This is a genomic window from Gilliamella sp. BG3, assembly GCF_046635605.1.
Taxonomy (GTDB): domain Bacteria; phylum Pseudomonadota; class Gammaproteobacteria; order Enterobacterales; family Orbaceae; genus Gilliamella; species Gilliamella bombi.
The window spans coordinates 28,743-46,468 of record NZ_JBIDFE010000013.1 but is presented as its reverse complement, the minus strand read 5'-3'; the positions used below and the strand labels follow the sequence as shown (position 1 = coordinate 46,468).

General features: G+C 35.6%; 12 protein-coding genes and 1 pseudogene. 6 read left to right on the top strand and 7 right to left on the bottom strand.

The window, feature by feature from the left end:
• Positions 1-77 precede the first annotated feature (77 nt).
• The 6 genes and pseudogenes from ACGH6S_RS07480 to ACGH6S_RS07455 all read left to right on the top strand — a co-directional run.
• A complete protein-coding gene (locus ACGH6S_RS07480; RefSeq protein ID WP_085163961.1) occupies positions 78-314 on the top strand; it encodes a YhdT family protein in 237 nt (78 codons plus the stop codon).
• Between the two features lie 6 nt (positions 315-320).
• A complete protein-coding gene (gene panF, locus ACGH6S_RS07475; RefSeq protein WP_085163960.1) occupies positions 321-1,772 on the top strand; it encodes a sodium/pantothenate symporter in 1,452 nt (483 codons plus the stop codon).
• The gene (gene prmA / locus ACGH6S_RS07470; protein ID WP_411578577.1) at positions 1,747-2,613 is read left to right on the top strand and encodes a 50S ribosomal protein L11 methyltransferase; all 867 of its coding nucleotides are present in this window, start codon (positions 1,747-1,749) and stop codon (positions 2,611-2,613) included. Before panF ends, prmA begins: the two co-directional genes overlap by 26 nt.
• Positions 2,614-2,651: 38 nt before the next feature.
• Positions 2,652-3,659: a tRNA dihydrouridine synthase DusB gene (gene dusB / locus ACGH6S_RS07465; protein WP_065589687.1), complete on the top strand. Its 1,008-nt coding sequence runs from the start codon at positions 2,652-2,654 to the stop codon at positions 3,657-3,659.
• A gap of 7 nt (positions 3,660-3,666) precedes the next feature.
• Positions 3,667-3,963, top strand: a complete 297-nt coding sequence (gene fis / locus ACGH6S_RS07460) for a DNA-binding transcriptional regulator Fis (RefSeq protein ID WP_034883623.1) — start codon at positions 3,667-3,669, stop codon at positions 3,961-3,963.
• Between the two features lie 198 nt (positions 3,964-4,161).
• Positions 4,162-4,288, top strand: a pseudogene (locus ACGH6S_RS07455) (IS481 family transposase); the annotation flags it as partial.
• A 278-nt stretch (positions 4,289-4,566) separates the two neighbouring features.
• Here the strand turns inward: ACGH6S_RS07455 and ACGH6S_RS07450 are convergent.
• From ACGH6S_RS07450 to ACGH6S_RS07420, 7 genes are all read right to left on the bottom strand, one after another.
• Positions 4,567-5,250 carry an amino acid ABC transporter permease gene (locus ACGH6S_RS07450; RefSeq protein ID WP_065589688.1) on the bottom strand — a complete coding sequence of 228 codons (684 nt, stop codon included), beginning with the start codon at positions 5,248-5,250 and terminating at the stop codon, positions 4,567-4,569.
• Between the two features lie 6 nt (positions 5,251-5,256).
• Positions 5,257-5,982 (bottom strand): amino acid ABC transporter permease, encoded by a 726-nt coding sequence (locus ACGH6S_RS07445; protein ID WP_085163958.1) that lies wholly within the window; start codon positions 5,980-5,982, stop codon positions 5,257-5,259.
• 2 nt (positions 5,983-5,984) lie between these two features.
• Entirely contained in the window at positions 5,985-6,818 is an 834-nt protein-coding gene (locus ACGH6S_RS07440; RefSeq protein ID WP_370738293.1) for an ABC transporter substrate-binding protein, read from the bottom strand.
• A 190-nt stretch (positions 6,819-7,008) separates the two neighbouring features.
• Complete coding sequence (gene ndk / locus ACGH6S_RS07435) at positions 7,009-7,431, bottom strand: nucleoside-diphosphate kinase (protein WP_085163956.1); 423 nt, start codon at positions 7,429-7,431, stop codon at positions 7,009-7,011.
• Between the two features lie 19 nt (positions 7,432-7,450).
• Positions 7,451-9,748, bottom strand: coding sequence for a penicillin-binding protein 1C (gene pbpC, locus ACGH6S_RS07430; RefSeq protein ID WP_411578576.1), 2,298 nt, complete (start codon positions 9,746-9,748; stop codon positions 7,451-7,453).
• Between the two features lie 133 nt (positions 9,749-9,881).
• Positions 9,882-15,035, bottom strand: coding sequence for an alpha-2-macroglobulin family protein (locus ACGH6S_RS07425; RefSeq protein ID WP_296300028.1), 5,154 nt, complete (start codon positions 15,033-15,035; stop codon positions 9,882-9,884).
• A 627-nt stretch (positions 15,036-15,662) separates the two neighbouring features.
• Positions 15,663-17,027 (bottom strand): hypothetical protein, encoded by a 1,365-nt coding sequence (locus tag ACGH6S_RS07420; protein WP_411578575.1) that lies wholly within the window; start codon positions 17,025-17,027, stop codon positions 15,663-15,665.
• Between the last annotated feature and the right edge of the window lie 699 nt (positions 17,028-17,726).

Genomic DNA, 17,726 nt, shown 5'->3' with positions numbered 1-17,726 from the left:
TGCATAAATCGCAATATACTTGCTAAGTTCAATGCTTTCTTTTACTCTAAACCACCCTTAATTTTGAATAAATCAATATGGATGCTCGATATAAACAAGCAAATAAAGAGGCTAAACTTTCTTTATTACTAACTTTTATTTATCTTCTTGGATGGATCGTTTGTGCATACTGTATTAACGACAAAATAGGATTTTTAGGTCTTCCATTGTGGTTTGAACTATCTTGCATTATGGTGCCTATCGGTTTTATATTGCTTTGCTGGTTAGTTGTAAAATTTCAATTTAAAAATTTCTCATTAGAACAAACTAAGTGATCTAACATGCATTTAGATATTATTGTACCGCTTGTCATCTATCTTGTTTTTGTATTCGCATTATCAATTTATGCTTATGTAAAACGCAAAAAAGTAAATCAATTTACTGATTATTTTATCGGTAATCGCACCATGGGAGGATTTTTACTCGCCATGACACTAGCCGCAACTTATATTAGTGCCAGCTCGTTTATTGGTGGTCCTGGTGCTGCTTATAAATTTGGCCTTGGTTGGGTGCTATTATCGATGATCCAAGTTCCAACTGTATTACTCTCGCTTGGTATTCTAGGCAAAAAATTTGCCATTTTAGCTCGTAAATATGATGCTATAACGTTAAGTGATATGCTTTATGCTCACTATAAAAGTAAAACTATTGTTTGGCTAGCAAGTATTACCCTTGTCGTTGCCTTTATCGGCGCAATGACAGTACAGTTTGTTGGTGGGGCTCGCTTACTACAATCATCAGTAGGTATACCTTATCATACGGGCTTATTAATATTTGGTATTGGTACGGTTATTTATACCGCATTTGGCGGTTTTCGAGCCAGTATATTAAATGATGCTTTTCAAGGGTTAGTGATGATCATAGGTGCTATATTATTACTTGGTGCTATTATCTATGCAGGTGGTGGAATCACTGCAATAATTGATCAGCTAATAAAAATTGACCCTGCTCTTTTAACACCACAAGGACCTAATGACTTTATGGACTTTCCGTTCATGGCTTCATTTTGGATATTAGTTTGTTTTGGTGTGGTTGGCTTACCTCATACTGCTGTTCGTTGTATGGCCTATAAAGATAGCAAAGCAGTACATCAAGGAATTATTCTTGGCACCATTGTCGTTACTGTTATTATGCTAACTATGCATTTATCTGGTGCTTTAGGGCGTGCTATTATTAGCGATTTAACCATTCCTGATCAAATAGTACCGACATTAATTATAAATGTATTACCACCTTTTGCTGCTGGAATCTTTTTAGCTGCTCCACTTGCCGCTATTATGTCCACCATTAATGCTCAATTATTACAAGTATCATCTGTTATCATCAAAGATCTGTTTTTAAGCATCAAAACTAATATTAATTTCAGTGATAAGTTTCTTACTCGGATTTCGGTCACTATCACTTTTATTTTTGGTGGGTTACTTATTTGGGCAGCATGGACCCCGCCTGATATGATTATTTGGCTAAATTTACTCGCTTTTGGTGGACTTGAAGCTGTCTTTTTATGGCCGTTAGTACTTGGATTATATTGGAAAAAAGCTAATGCTACTGGTGCTCTTTGCTCAATGCTTACAGGAGCTATAAGTTATACATTATTGGCAAGTTATAATATTAAATTATTATCACTACACCCAATAGTCCCCTCTTTAACTATTGGATTTATTATTTTTATTATAGCCAATATGTTTGACAATAAAAGGAAGAATTATGCCTTGGATTCAACTCAAAATTAATACAACCAACGATCTTGCTGAACAAATTAGCGAACAATTAGAGGAGTCTGGTGCTGTATCAGTCACTTTTCAAGATACCTTTGACACGCCTGTCTTTGAACCATTACCCGGCGAAACTAAACTTTGGGGTAATACCGATGTGATTGGGCTTTATGATGCTCAAACAGATATCGATGAATTAAGAGCAATATTAAATCTTGAACAATATTCTTATAAAATTGAACAATTAGAAGATAAAGACTGGGAACGTGAATGGATGGACAACTTTCATCCTATGAAATTTGGTGAGCGACTTTGGATTTGTCCTAGTTGGCGTGACGTGCCCGACACTAATGCTGTTAATGTTATGTTAGACCCTGGATTAGCATTTGGCACAGGTACTCACCCAACCACGGCATTATGCTTAACTTGGCTTGATAGTTTAGACCTTAAAGATAAATTAGTTATCGATTATGGTTGTGGTTCTGGTATTTTGGCGATTGCTGCGTTAAAATTAGGAGCAAAACAAGTAATAGGTATTGATATCGATCCTCAAGCCATTCAAGCTAGCCGTGACAATGCACAGCGTAATGATGTCAGTGAAAGACTAGATCTTTATTTATCAAAAGAGATCCCAGACAATTTGCAAGCAGATATAGTTGTTGCCAATATTTTAGCTGGACCATTAAAAGAGCTTGAACCACATATAAGTAAATTAGTAAAACCTGAAGGTAAACTAGGTTTATCTGGTATTTTAACTACCCAATCATCAAGTGTTTGCATGGCTTACCAACCCAATTTTAAATTAGATCCAGTGGTTGAACTTGACGAGTGGTGTTGTATCACTGGTAAAAAAAAATAAAAAAAATTAACGCTACCCCCTTTTAAGTTTGAAAAAAAATGCGTAATATAGCCGACTTTAATTTACTTAGCATTGGTGAACTAAAATTAAAGAATAATTTAATTGCTGCACCAATGGCTGGAATAAGTGATAAACCATTTCGTAATCTATGTCATCGATTTGGTGCTGGTATGACTGTTTCAGAAATGTTTTTAGCAAATTCTGATGTTTGGCATACCGATAAATCAGCTATGCGAATGATAGCGAGTGATGATGTTGGTATTCGTGCAGTACAAATTGTCGGTTCTGATCCCGACGAAATGGCTAAAGCTGCTGAATTTAATGTCAAACACGGTGCTCAGTTGATTGACATTAATATGGGATGTCCGGCTAAAAAGGTCAATAGAAAATTGGCTGGATCTGCTTTAATGCAGTATCCGGAACTTATTAAAAAAATTTTGCAGAAAGTTGTCGGTGCAGTTGATGTTCCGGTAACATTAAAAACGCGGACTGGATGGAATAAAGAAAATAGAAATTGCATAGAAATCGCACAAATTGCACAGGATTGTGGTATAAAGGCAATTACTATTCACGGAAGAACACGTGCTTGCTTATTCAACGGTGTCGCTGAATATGACTCTATTAGAGCAGTTAAAGAAAATGTTACAATTCCTGTAATTGCTAATGGAGATATTTGTACACCTGAACAGGCAAAAGATGTTTTTCAATATACGCAGGCTGATGCTATAATGATCGGGCGAGCGGCACAAGGGCGACCTTGGATATTTGAAGAAATTGCATTCTATTTAACACATGGACAGTTACAGAAAAACAAAAGTATTGATGAAGTAGAACAAGTTGTACTATCACATCTTGATGATCTTTATCAATTCTATGGAGAATACAAAGGATTAAGGATTGCCAGAAAGCATGTAAATTGGTACACCAAGAATTATGCTGACAGCGATCAATTCAGGCGCTTATTTAGTGTACTTAGCAATACAAGTGAGCAAGTAAACACTCTAAAAGCATTTTTTAGTAAAATTAGAAACAACCCAAAGAGTTAAGAATACTATGTCAGAACAACGCGTTACAGCTGCAGCACTTAAATTTACAACTGTAAATTCTCAAGACCAAATAACACAAAAGCCATTGCGTGATTCAGTGAAGCAAGCTTTAAAAAACTATTTATCACAATTAAATGGTGAAGATCCGACAGATCTTTATGAATTAGTGTTAGCTGAAGTTGAACATCCATTCCTTGATATGGTTATGCAATATACACGCGGCAATCAAACTCGAGCAGCAAATATGCTTGGTATCAACCGCGGTACACTTCGCAAAAAATTAAAACAATATGGAATGAGTTAATCTTCTATTATTTAACATTTTATAATATAAAAAGTACCTTAATATAAGGTGCTTTTTTTCTATTTTAGAACACAATGAGAAAATTCATTGAATTATCCTCTTTCATAAAATATATAAATAAACTGGGTTTCTATACCTCATAAGAATAGTTTTAATCTGACATTTGCGTTATTTTATAACGTAACTAGGAGTGTCATAATTGAATCAAACAGAAAAATCATTAAACCTAAATTATGGCTTTTAGAATTAACCAGCAACTTAGTACGCACAATAAGCCTGTAAAGTCATAGGATATAATCGAGATAATTATTATCGCTTTAAAAAATGAGCAATGAGAAGGGACTTGCTCTTCAAGAAATCAGTTGTAGTAGCTCAGATTTAATTTAAGCTAGTACATTTAAAAATGCATCTTTTAAGATTAGTGATCATGAAAATTCAATAATATATCTTCCACATTTTTTTGACTTATACAAATAATATTTAATAGCTATATTGAAACACATCCCAAAGCTAAAGATTCAATCGAATTTTACATGAATAAATTAAGAGAACGTTATTCAAGTAAATAGTGAAATCCCCCATATACTCTATGAGAATATTGTTTTATTTAAAGCAAAATAATTGGCGTTTTGAGAAAAACGTAACCGCAAAATCAAGCGAGGCGCAGATGATAAAATAAACAACTATAACAAATAGAAAGATTTCTGTTGGATAAATCATACTACGATTATTAATTTGGGTTGCAATAAAAGTAAATTCCGCTACTCCAACAATATAAGCCAGTGAAGTATCTTTAATCAGTGATACCCATTGATTTACAAAAGACGGCAACATCATTTTAAGGGCTTGTGGTAATATGATAAATATAATAACTTGCTTTTTAGTTAAGCCTAATGAAAACGCCGCTTGCCATTGTTCTTTAGCCACAGCAATCATACCTGCATGAACTGAATGTCCAATGTATGCAGCTCCTATCAAGGATAATGCAAATATTACCGTTGCAATTGCTGGCACATCTACACTAAGTAACACAGGTAGAAGAAAGTAAGTCCAGAAAATAAGCATAATGACAGGAATAGCTCTTAAAAAACCAAGTATACCAACTAAAAAATAACGCATAACTCCTTTTAAAACAGTCAACCCGACTCCAGCAAGAATACCCAAAAAACTTGAAAATATAATTGCGGCAAAACTCATTAACAGCGTTAAAAAAATTCCTCCGGGAAAATTTCCCCACATCATATAACTGAAATTGTGGTAAATAACCTCTAAACCTTTAAGCTCCATAAATGATTACACCTTACCTATTTGCAATCGTTTTACTTGATAAATATTACCCAAAGTTCCAACAATCACTATCGCCAAAATATATAATAAAGTTGCAATAGCAAAATCTTGAAAGGTTTTTAATGATTCGGTTTCAACTTGACGCGATACATAAGAAAGTTCTAACACACCAATAGCCATTGTTAACGACGAATTTTTTATAATATTCATGTACTGGCCAATTAAAGGCGGAAATGCAATACGAAAACTTTGTGGCAAAATAATAAATCGCATACTTTGCCACCAAGTTAAACCTAATGCCAATGAAGCCTGTTCTTGCCCCCGACTTACACCAGCTATACCCGCTCTAAATTCTTCGGCAATAAAAGCACTGGAATAACAAGTTAAACCAACTAAACCGATTATAAATTCAAATGATGGCATTTTCAGTGAAAAAAACAGCAACTGGATTTGCGGTTCGTCAAATAACCATAATTTAAATTCTATTGGTAATAAATTACCCACACCAAAATACCAAAAAAAGAGTTGAGGCAATAACGGAGAATAACGAAAAATTGCGTTATACCCCATTACTATAACTTGAATGAATTTAATTCGACTTTGTTGAGCAATAACCAGCAAAAAACCTAGTGATGTTGAAAATATAATGGTTAGCAATGAGATAGCTAACGTAACTAAAAAACCATCCCATAACCACCACAAATAACGAGGCTCAAGTAATTGCTCATACATAACTACTGACCTTTACCAATTTTAAAATCACCACGAGGCATCGCTGATGCAGTTTCAGGTCCAAACCAACGATTATAAATCGTTAATGCTTCACCATCTTTTTCTAGTGTTAACAAAATTTGATTCACTTTTTCTTTCAAGCGATCTTCCCCTTTTGGTATACCAACAGCTTGATATTCTTGAGTAATACTAAATGGTGAAATTTCAAATACAGCTCGTTGTTCTTCTGGTAAATTCGCTAATAGGCCGATTAATTTTGCATCATCTTGAGTAATTGCCTGCACAACACCATTACGTAACGCTGCAAACGCAAATGGTGTATCATCATAAGAAATTACTTTAGCTGTTGGGTATTTTTCTCGCAATGTAATTTCCATAACTGTACCTTTATCGGCACCAATACGAAGATTTTTCAAATTATCTGCTGATTTCAATACTCCTTTTTTTGCTACAAATTTCTGACCAGTCGCAAAATAAGGAAGACTAAAATCAACAGTTTTTGCTCTTTCATCAGTAACGGTAAAATTAGCTACAATTAAATCGGCTTTTTGGGATGTTAATAACGGAATTCGATTGGCCGGATTAGTCGGAACTAGCTCAACATTAACCTTTAATGCTTTTGCTATCTCGTTGGCATAATCAACGTCAAGACCAACAATTTTATTTGTCTTTTCGTCAATATAACCAAATGGCGGATTACTATCAAATACCGCTATTTTTATTTCTCCTCGTTTCTCAATATCATCAAGGCGATCTGCATAAGCAGAATTTGCACCTAACAAACTACTTACTAATGCAACAACAGCTAGTGATTTAGTCAACAATTTCATTCTGATTCTCCCTCAATCAAGGTTATGTTATGTACCGTTAAAGTCTAGCAACAAAGAATCGAATAAATAAATAACAAATACTCACATGGTTATAACTTAAAGTTATATGTAGTAGCTTTCGATTAATGACATTAAAAAAACTAATACAAGCTAAAACAGCTTATATCACTATTTTGATTTATTTAATAATATTGATTTACCCTACTATCTCGCTATCAACAAAAAAATAAGCAATTTCTTTTTCAGCCGTGGCTAGAGAATCTGAGCCATGTACGGCATTTTCAGTCATACTGTCAGCAAAATCAGCTCGTAAAGTGCCTGTGGCTGCTTTAGATAAATCAGTTGGTCCCATCAATTCTCGATAACGCTTAATAGCATTATCGCCTTCGAGAATCTGAACAACTATCGGCCCAGATATCATAAATTTAACCAACTTATCAAAAAATGATTTACCTTGGTGCTCAGCATAAAATCCTTCTGCCTGTTCTTTTGTTAATCTAAGCATTTTTAAGGCAATAATGTTAAGTTTTGCTTGGCTAATACGGGTTTCAATTTCACCAATCAATTGTTTTTTAACGGCATTAGGTTTGATGATAGATAAGGTTCTTTCAATAGCCATAGGTTTGCTCCTTATTGGTTTAATCAAGGGTAAATGTCATTCGTGAAATTTGTCCACTTTGATCTAATAAAAATAGATGATGTAAACCTTTATGAGTAACTGTCAAAGCTACCTTTTGATCGCCATACGTTTTCTCAATAAGTTGACCATCTAAAAACCACCATTTGTCACCAACACCACCTTGTGGAGTTAGATCGATAGTGACATCTTGCTGCCCAGGTAATCGTTTTACCAATTGCTTATCTTGCAGCCCAATAATATTGAGTGGCAAAAAGATATCTTTACCAAACACTGGGCAATGATTATCAACTTCAGGAATTAGCGATTGTCGACGTTCTTTGGGTAGTAGCCAATTTTCTAAAGCTATTGGCCAAAGTGCAACCTGTTTTTTATGTGCATTGCTACAGTCTGCTGACACACGTTTGCCGGCATCATTTACCCAAATAGTCACCCACCCTGAACGATAAATATTATTATTAAGTGCCGTTAGAGTATCAAGTGTTGGAGGTATCATATTATTTAATACCCATGCATTTTTTTGACGGTGGCAGTTTTCATCAGTTGCAGGTAACTTTTGTCCTGATGGCCAACAAATTTTTTCTAAGGTTACTGTTGTCGGTTTAGTTACTAAGGGAAGTGGGCGATTTATTCGTCGCTCTTTATTTAATAATAACGTGTTAACTTGTTGTAGTATCGGCACCGCTGTAATACTGCCATATTGACCAACAACGGGCGTTCCATCAGGACGACCGACCCAAATGCCAATCAAATAGCGAGGATTGATCCCAATCGCCCATGCATCACGATATCCATAGCTAGTGCCTGTTTTATAGGCAAGCTGATAATTATTAACTAGCATCTGTCTTGTGATCCATGCACTTCCATCGCTAATAAATGGCTTGCTTAGTAAGGGATCTGCTTGCGTAAATCGTAAAGGACTTACTTGCCCATGACGAGCAAAGGCACTATATGCGCTAACTAAATTATCCATTCTTAACGACGCACCACCCAAAATATACGATATATTAGGATCATTACCTTTAGATTGAAGCGATAAGCCAATACTAAACAGCTTGCCAGCAAATCGTTTTGGTCCATAAAGCTCAATTAACTCAACAGCAGGTAAGTTTAATGAATTCTTTAATGCATCTGAGGCACTGATTGGTCCATAAAAATCTTCATCAAAATTCGTAGGTCGATAATCAGAACTGATTCTAGGTGTATCTTGCAATAACGATTCAGAATGAATCATGCCGTCATCAATCGCTAAAGCATACATAAAAGGCTTTAATGTCGATCCAGGAGATCGAAGCGAACTTATCATATCAACCTGACCGAATCGCTCTTTATCGTTAAAATCAACCGACCCAACATAGCCTTTTACGGACATATCCGTATGATCGACAACTAAAATAGCTAGTGAGTTTTTGGGAGGTAACTGATTTTTACGATTAGCAGCAATATCTTCAAGGCTGTATTGAAGAGAGAGATCGATATTTGATCGAATAATATCAACATCAGGATATTGTTGACTTAACCTTCGAGCTAATAAAGGAGCTAATTGTGGCTTTTTACGTGGGTAAACCCATACTTCTTCTTTTCTAACTTGCTCTATAATATCAGATGACCATACCTGATATTGGGCCAATCTTGCTAGAACTTTGTCGCGTGCTTGTTTGGCTCGTTCGGGGTACCTATCAGGACGCAAACGACTGGGTGCTTGTGGCAATACGGCCAATAAAACCGCCTCACTACGTGTTAACGCTTTGGGCTCTTTACCAAAATATGACCAACTAGCAGCCCCTAAGCCTTCGATTGTCCCGCCAAATGGGGCTCGATTAATATATAAAGTTAAAATTTCATCTTTTGTAAAATGTAATTCAAGTTGTAGTGTTCGAAATATTTGTTGTAACTTTCCTGCCATGGAGCGATCGTGTGGATAAAGTAACCTTGCAACCTGCATCGAAATAGTACTACCACCTGAAATAATTCTTTTATTGGTGATATTTTGCCAAGCTGCTCTCAATAAAGAGGCAGGATTAATACCAAAATGATCATAAAAATAGCGGTCTTCATAATTTAATAACACATCTAGGTAATCATTGGGAACTTCATCTAACTTGATAGGATACCGCCAAACACCATTTTCATCAGCAAATCGCCACAGAGGCGTACCATCTTGCGCAAGAATTGTTTGTGTCGTTTTATTTTTTGTTATTGATAAAGGATAAAAGTGATCGGCAACAAAAAAACTACCTAATAACAAAAGGATAGAAAAAAATAAGAAAGCCAGAATTTTAAGTAGGTGCTTTTTCATTTTGTCAAAAAGTTTCAGGTAACACTATGTTTCGGTATAATATGTTTCAGTATAAATAGATGCCGCTAACAATTGTTAGCGGATAATCAATTTGTTTACATTTTAAAAATCAAATTTAATTGATACATACTAGCTATTGTTGTTTAGGTTCATTGGGCTCTACATTGCGCTCAACAATAGACATTAAGTCAATTGATTGACCAATTGCAAACCGATCGGGGCGATACATAGATTCAACATAAGGGTATGGAATCATATAATTACCAGCCGTCACAGCTCTAGCCAAATAAGCAACCTGCGATCGATAAGTACCATCGCTCACATAGTGATTAATATCAACAGCTGCAACATATCTATCATCACGGAATTCTTGATATTTAATATCATTGCTATCTTCATCTTTCAACAAATTGGCAATTTCCGGTATTGCCTGTAGACTCACACTACTATTTGTGAGATTTTGATTTTCTAACTCAAGTCCAGCAGGTAAAAAATCAACAATTAACGCATCGTGAACGACTTCTTTATGTGCTCTAACATCCAATAATACCACCACTAAATCACCCACTTTCAAGTGATGAGGTTGAATTTTGTTACCTTTCAAATCGTAATAAGAACGATTGATAGTTAAAACATTTTCATCACTCGTTGGTGCAGGTGCTTTCTTGCCATAGCCTGATACGGTAAATTTAATATAAAGTGGTTGTGCATTTTCTGGATTAGAAATCGTTAATCTATTGGCTAAATTAGCAAAATCAAAAGAGCGTGATAAAGTCGAATCAACCTCATTTGACTGCTCGTTGAGCACCACATTAAATTTATGTGAAGATTTATGTTGTTCTAATGACCAGCCAGCCACAAATAATGCGTTAAGTTCCTGAGTTGAAAAATAACGAGTATCATTAAGCAAATCAGATAACTGAATTAAATAATCAGCTTGCTTATCAACACTTAAATTATTTTCTACCAATAAAGATAAAACTAATGCATTATCACGAATAGCACTACCATATTCGCCTAACCAAGAATAGCGATTATCATAACTTGTTGTAAATACTCGAGGCATCAAATTATTATAGATATTATCAAAACCAGCCAGCTTGGCGGAAAGCGCTAACTGAGCAACTGGTAATGGTGACAATACTTTAAAATCACTTTCAGTGATCTGTTGATACATCCGATTAATTTCATTACGCATAGGCACAGTGATTTTATTTTGCCTTGCCAACACAGCTAAAGCATAAGCTTTAGTTGCAAATTGCGTATAATTGCTTGCTTGTGAATTATCATAGTAGCTTTGTAACCCATTAAATGCATTGGCATCATAAGTATATTGGCTAATGCGGGTAATTGCGGCATCAAGCGCTTTATTATTGACATTATAACCACGCTCACTTGCTTGGATTAAAAAATCAGTTGCATACACCGTTAACCAATATTCCTCGGCACTGTCTTTACTCCATAAACCAAAACTACCATTATTACGTTGCATTGATAAAATTCGCGAAATACCTAGTTGTACTTTTTCACGTCGTTTGTCATCTGATTCAGTTTTAATCCCCAATGCAGAAAGCTGCTCTTGGTTTGCATATAACGATGGCATTAAACCACTAACAGTTTGTTCTAAACAACCATATGGATAAGCAAATAACTCTTTAATATACTGAGCAATATTAAGCGGAGGCTGATTTGATACAATTAATTTACCCTCAACGGTATTATCAATCATGTCAACAAGACTACCTTCTGGCAACGACCAACTTTCACCGCCATTTATTGCCATGGAATAATATTGTGTAGTTGCGGAATAACCAGGTCTAACGCCAATGTTCCAAGATCGTTTGATCTGATACTCAGAACCATCTTCTAACAAAATACCCTTAACATTAATGGTAACAGAACCTTTCCCATAGCCATAATCGGCCATGATTGGCACTTGAATAATCTGTCTTTGCTTACTATTTAATGTTAATGTTGTTACTTTAGATGAATCTTGATGAACCAAACCATCAGTAGACACCTCAATCTGCATTGTTTGCGTTTTTTCGGTTAGATTATTTAGATCTAGTGCCAAGGTAGCCTGATCACCACCCGATAAAAAGCGAGGTGTAGATAGCTCAGCAACGACTGGCGAGGCAACTAGCATAGTTTGTTCAGCCTTACCAAAACGTGTATCATCCCACGCTTGTGCCATTATGCGCAATTCACCATTAAAATCAGGCAAATCAAGCTCAACAACGCCCTCGCCATCATCATTTAGCTTAATGGTTTGCAATTGCTGAGCCACAATATTGACATCATTTGATGGTTTTTTGCCGTTAGCGCTAGCACCAAGCATTGCATCACCACCAAAGCTCACATTGACATTACGACCTTTACCTTCAATCAACTTACCATAAACATCATAAATATCGACGTTATAACGTTTACGACCTAAAAACGCACTATAAGGATCAGGGGTAACAAAATTGGTAATATTCAACACGCCAGAATCCACAGCCGAAACCAACACCGTTACCTTACGATCTTTTTGGATTGATTTTTTATCCAATTTAATTTTTATTGGAATGGTTTTTTCAGGCTCTGTCTTTTTCGGTGCTTCGATATTGACATTTAATTGACGATCTGAAGTATCAATTGGTAGATAAAGCAAACCAATAGCTCGCTTAATTGTCTGCACTGTGGCATCGGTTGATGGACGAATAATCATCGCATTAATATAAATATCATGACGTTCCCAGTTTTCAATTGGAATATCAACATCAAGACCATTATCATCAATGGTAATATTTTTCTTCCACAATATACCGTCATTAGTTTCAAGCGAAATATAACCAGAACCAGCAACAGGAGCTTGAACATGAATTTTTGCGGTATCACCGACTGCATAAGCCGTCTTATCAAGACTTAATTTAACCTGATCAGGGCGAACAGAATTAGTACCGTTGGTATTATCTTCCCAATTATAACCACTTCTAAAACGTATACTACTTATCACATTACTTTTAGTATCAACCACCTCAATACGATAAAAACCATAATCATTGGTTTGATAAGAAACTTTAGCTATACCATTTTCAGCAATAGAAAGCGGTTGCTCTTGCACAACAAATTCACTCGAATTGTACTCTTGATGCCATCCTGAATCGCTAGACCAGCTCCAATAGTAATTACGACGCTCACGAACAATCCTTGCCTTTAAATTCTTTGTTGCTAATTTATTGCCCTCAACGTCAACATAAGCGACTTCAAACTCAGCATTATCGCCTTTATCAACCGTTGGGCTTTTTTCATAGCGATCTGTCGACCAATCATAATAAGGCAATTGAGAAAACAACGCCCGCACAGCTGGCATTTGAACGCTTGGCCAAATCGCTTGGCTTGCATAACGAGTCACAGGGCGACCGCCAGAATCAAGCAAACTTGCCTGTAAAACCACATTAACTGGCGAACTCAATTTACCCCAATTGCTTGTATCAACTACTACTTGCGCATTTCCGTTTTTATCTAAAGTCGTCTCAACATTATCAAGTTGACTAACCTTATTACTGTTAGTTACATCACCAATGTTATAATCGGCAAGTTGAGGAATCGAATCAACTTTTTTAAGATAAATATGACCATCTAACGTATTTCCTGCGGCTGGAGCACCATAAAGGTACCAACCTTTAACATCAAAATTGATATGTTTATCAAACTGAATCGGATTAGTTGATGCGGTTGTAATTTCCATCCCCATACGTTCTGGCAAAAACTCTTCCACATTAAAATAAGCATAATGGTAATCAATATTACCTACATGAAAACGAAACGCCCATTTACCCGTTGCCGCACTTGCTGGAATGACATATTTCCATTGATACAAACCGCTTGAATCTTCATTTTCTTTAACCGTAAAATTGTCAACCACTAAATTATCGGGCGACATAACATCAACCACAATCGGTTGAGCAGGAAATGGCTGACCATCGGTATCACGCAAAAGTGCATTAAAATAAACTGTCTCTTTTGGACGATATAAATCACGAGAACCAAAAGCAAATAATTGTTTTTGATAGAAAGGAGATCCCGTTAAATTATATTCGCTTAAATTCAACGCACCATGTTCCAAATCAACCAAAGAAATTTGCTTGCCATCGCTTGCTGTCAGCAAGGCATATTCCATATCATCTGGCAACATTACATCGGCATAACCGTTTTCATCGGTTTTTGTTGAAATCGTTCTACAGCCCTTATTGCTATCACGCTCTCCTTTTCTACATAACACCGATACATCAATGTCTGAAAGCGGTTTACCATCATCTAAAGCATGCGTCATGATCGTCAAATAACCATAATGATAATCACGCACCGAAACGCCAATATTACTGACAAAAAATAAAGACGCAGGATTTGAATAATCATAGCTACCCGCTTTACTCATCACCGCAAAATAAGCACCCTCTTGTTGCAATGGTGAAATGGACGATAAATTAAGTAATACTGTTTCTTGCGAATTACGTTTTGGATTTAAATCAAAGCGAGACGTATAAACTAAATCAGCAAACTGTTGAAAATCCTTAGAGTCCCAACTTGATAATTGTTTAATAAAACCATAACCAGCAATAAAATCGGACAGCTTTTCAGGCTTAATTCTAAAAAAGTTAACATCAACCTTATCAACGTTAAGAGTAACCACAGGCAAACCGCTCATTGATTTGCTTGGCAACAAATAGCCACTACTAGCAAACCCAACCATTGGCTTACGATCTTGGGTTTTAATGTTAGTTTGATAAACCCAACCTAAATTACTGCCATTAATGCCTGCTAACATCTTATCAATGGTGAGATCTAATTGACGATTTGGTTCAAGATAGCGATGTCTTAATTCTAATCCGTTATCCGACAACTCCCAAGCTCCGTCAACATTACCCGTTTGGCGATCAACTAAACGAAGCAAATTAGAAAAATTGAGTTTAGGATTTAAAGGAACCGAAAAGGTAATAACTAAAGTACTTGAACCATCAATAATGACCTCTGAACTATCAATAACAGTTAATTCTTTACCGTGATATTTTTCAACTAATTCTGGTGTGGGGTTAAAGGCTAGTTTTGACGATTCATCTTGTACGATATCGTTGTCATCACTAGGATTGCTAATATCAGCGGTTGTATTATTATCAATAACTTTTGTTTCTGATTGCGTTTCTGCCTGTTCAGCGCGTGTGTTTTGTTCAGCGTCTTTATTATCACAACCAGCTAATGCTAACAGCAGGCTAAATACAACTAAATGCTTTACTAACCCCATTTTCCACCCCATAAACAATAATTCTTATTACTAATTATTTTTATCTAAATTTTAACCACATATTATGTACTACCTTTGACCTTTTAGCAAAGGGTGTTTAGTAAGAATAGTTATAGTGGATTGGCTGAAAAATGTAGCCGACTTAAAGTTGCTCGTCTCAGCCATAATATTCACCTTTTTTAAACTATCTTCGCCTTGTAAAATATTTAAATTTGTACCAATTTCTATCTACCTAATAAAACCAAATTCATCAATCCCTAATTAGCCTACTAACAACCTACTTTAGTTGAAGGGACATTTTAGTACTAGGATAAAGCAATCATATGGACTTTACGATATTATGGCAATATTGCGAGCGTTTATTTTTCTCAAAATTGTTCAAGTGGAATATTGGTTTTATTAAAGTTATTATTTCAATGTTTTTATTTAAATTAATTACTTATAAGCTAGGTTCTATTTTATTGGGAGATTGTATTTTATCTAGAAAAGCGCTCTTGCTTTTAGCTGCAAAAGCGCATAGATTGCCAACTTTGTTGGCTCTCAACCACTTATATTGGAGTGGCTTTTATTTTTTTCTTAACCTTAATTATCTCATAATCTAGATCGAGTTGAAAAGATTAACGATACCTAAGGGGTAATACACAAACCATAGATAAGATGAGGAAGCTCATAGCTACCTATGTGCCCAATATCAGGAGCAACAGCAAACTGACCAACTCCTACGGCAACATCACTTGTCCAATAATAGTCATTATACGGAAATCCCGTTCCAGGATAATCGCCCATATAACCCCACTCACTAAAAAAACCAGCACCAATTCGACGCTGATAATGATCACCAACTGAAGGAGGTGTGGCGGCTACTGAACCTTGACACCAACGAATTGAACTGACACCCGCACCTGAACAAATTGCATTGGTGACATCATTTACCTTTATAAGCCGATAACCTAAGCTATTACACCAATTTGCTGTATTAAAAGAGGTATCACGAGTTTCTCCACGATTAACAAGCCACTTCTGTAATTCAAACCCATATTTTACTACTGCGCTACCACTATTATCGTAGCCAACTAACTCAAATGATTGTGGTAAGGTCGGTTTTCTAAGTTGACTTGGATTTGTAGCTTGCTGTTGAGTTTCGGTTGCTGTTGGACCTGTTAGCGTAACACGGACATTAAATCGACTTACATTAGTCATAGTAGCTGTAATCCCCCCTTTTGTCACTGTCGGCCAAGTTAATTGATTTGCCCCACCTATCTCCAAATCAAAGAATAAACCATTAGATGCTGTGGTTGGAAAGTTACGATTATAAGATGTAGGATAGATAGACTGGGGGATAAAACCTCTATCTGAATCCCACATCTCAGCAGGACCGCGAAAATCTGTCCACGAATTTGTACCATATTTCAGATTAGGCTTGGCATAGCAAATTTTAGGTGGTAGATTTGGACTAATGTAATACACTGCGCTACCTTCTGTAAAAGTGCTAATATCTGGTACTCCGTATTGCGTTCTTAAACTACCACCTGTACTACTTAACTCCACTTTATAAGGCGCATTACAAATATCTAAAGTATCATTACGATTAACCGTTTGGTTATTTTTATCCGTGATACTCAGCGTGATATCCCCTTTTACAGTGACATTACCATCACCATCATCATCTTGCCAAAAGTTACGAGTTATCACCAAGTCATTTAAACTCACTGTGTTAATAAATGGGGGGACTATCATATCAACATTAGCGAAAGTATCACTGTCATTTGGTAATACGATTGGGTTTGAAAATGATGATGTATTAGTCGTAGGTGTAATATTGGTACCATCCGATAACTTAATATCTAATAAATCTTTAAATGAAATTGCTTTGGTTCTGCCACTATCAAACGTTAAATAAGGCTCAGTACCGTGAATGCGCTCAGAAGTCGTGGCCGATAATGCCTGTGATTCTAATGAGTACGGCAATAACAACAACGGTGCTAATGCCAATGGGATTTTTGAAAATAATTTTGTGAATAATTTCGATGATATAATGGAGTTTTGTGTAAAAACACATCGAATAGGATTATTTGATAAATTTAAGACATAGGTTTGCCAGTGCCTTGTGCCTTGTGCCTAAAATAGTACTGCATTTTGTTCCACCTGTCAAGTAATATTTTGTTTTATTTCGATTTTTATAATTATTCGCTTATTTAATAAGCTTATCTTTCTAAAGCGATTAAAGTATAGCCGTTTAAGAAATAGTTGGCTAGTTTTTTGGCGGACTTTTTTGTAAAGAAATGTAAAGATGAAAACGATTCGGTTTTATAGATAGGTGAATTTTCTAATTAAAATATATGTTAGTTTTAGGATTTTTTAACTTTTGTGGAATGATTAATATTGGTGATAACATCTAAAACACAAACACGCCCAACAGCTCAGTTGGGCGTGCTAGCTTTACTTTGTTATCGGTATATTTTGGCGCTTTGATAAGTCAAGCTTATTAATATTGTGGTGCTATAAGCGTGTTTTTTGCTCTAAAATATCTCAGGTAGACTATTTATTTTATTTAATTTTTTATTTTTAAATAAAATCAACCGTTTATAGGCTAGTTTTTTATTACGTTGAATTTGGCTTTTTAAGAAAAGCGCTTTTGTTATTTGATAATAGCTATTTAATAACAACTTGTTAATAACAGCTAGTTAATAA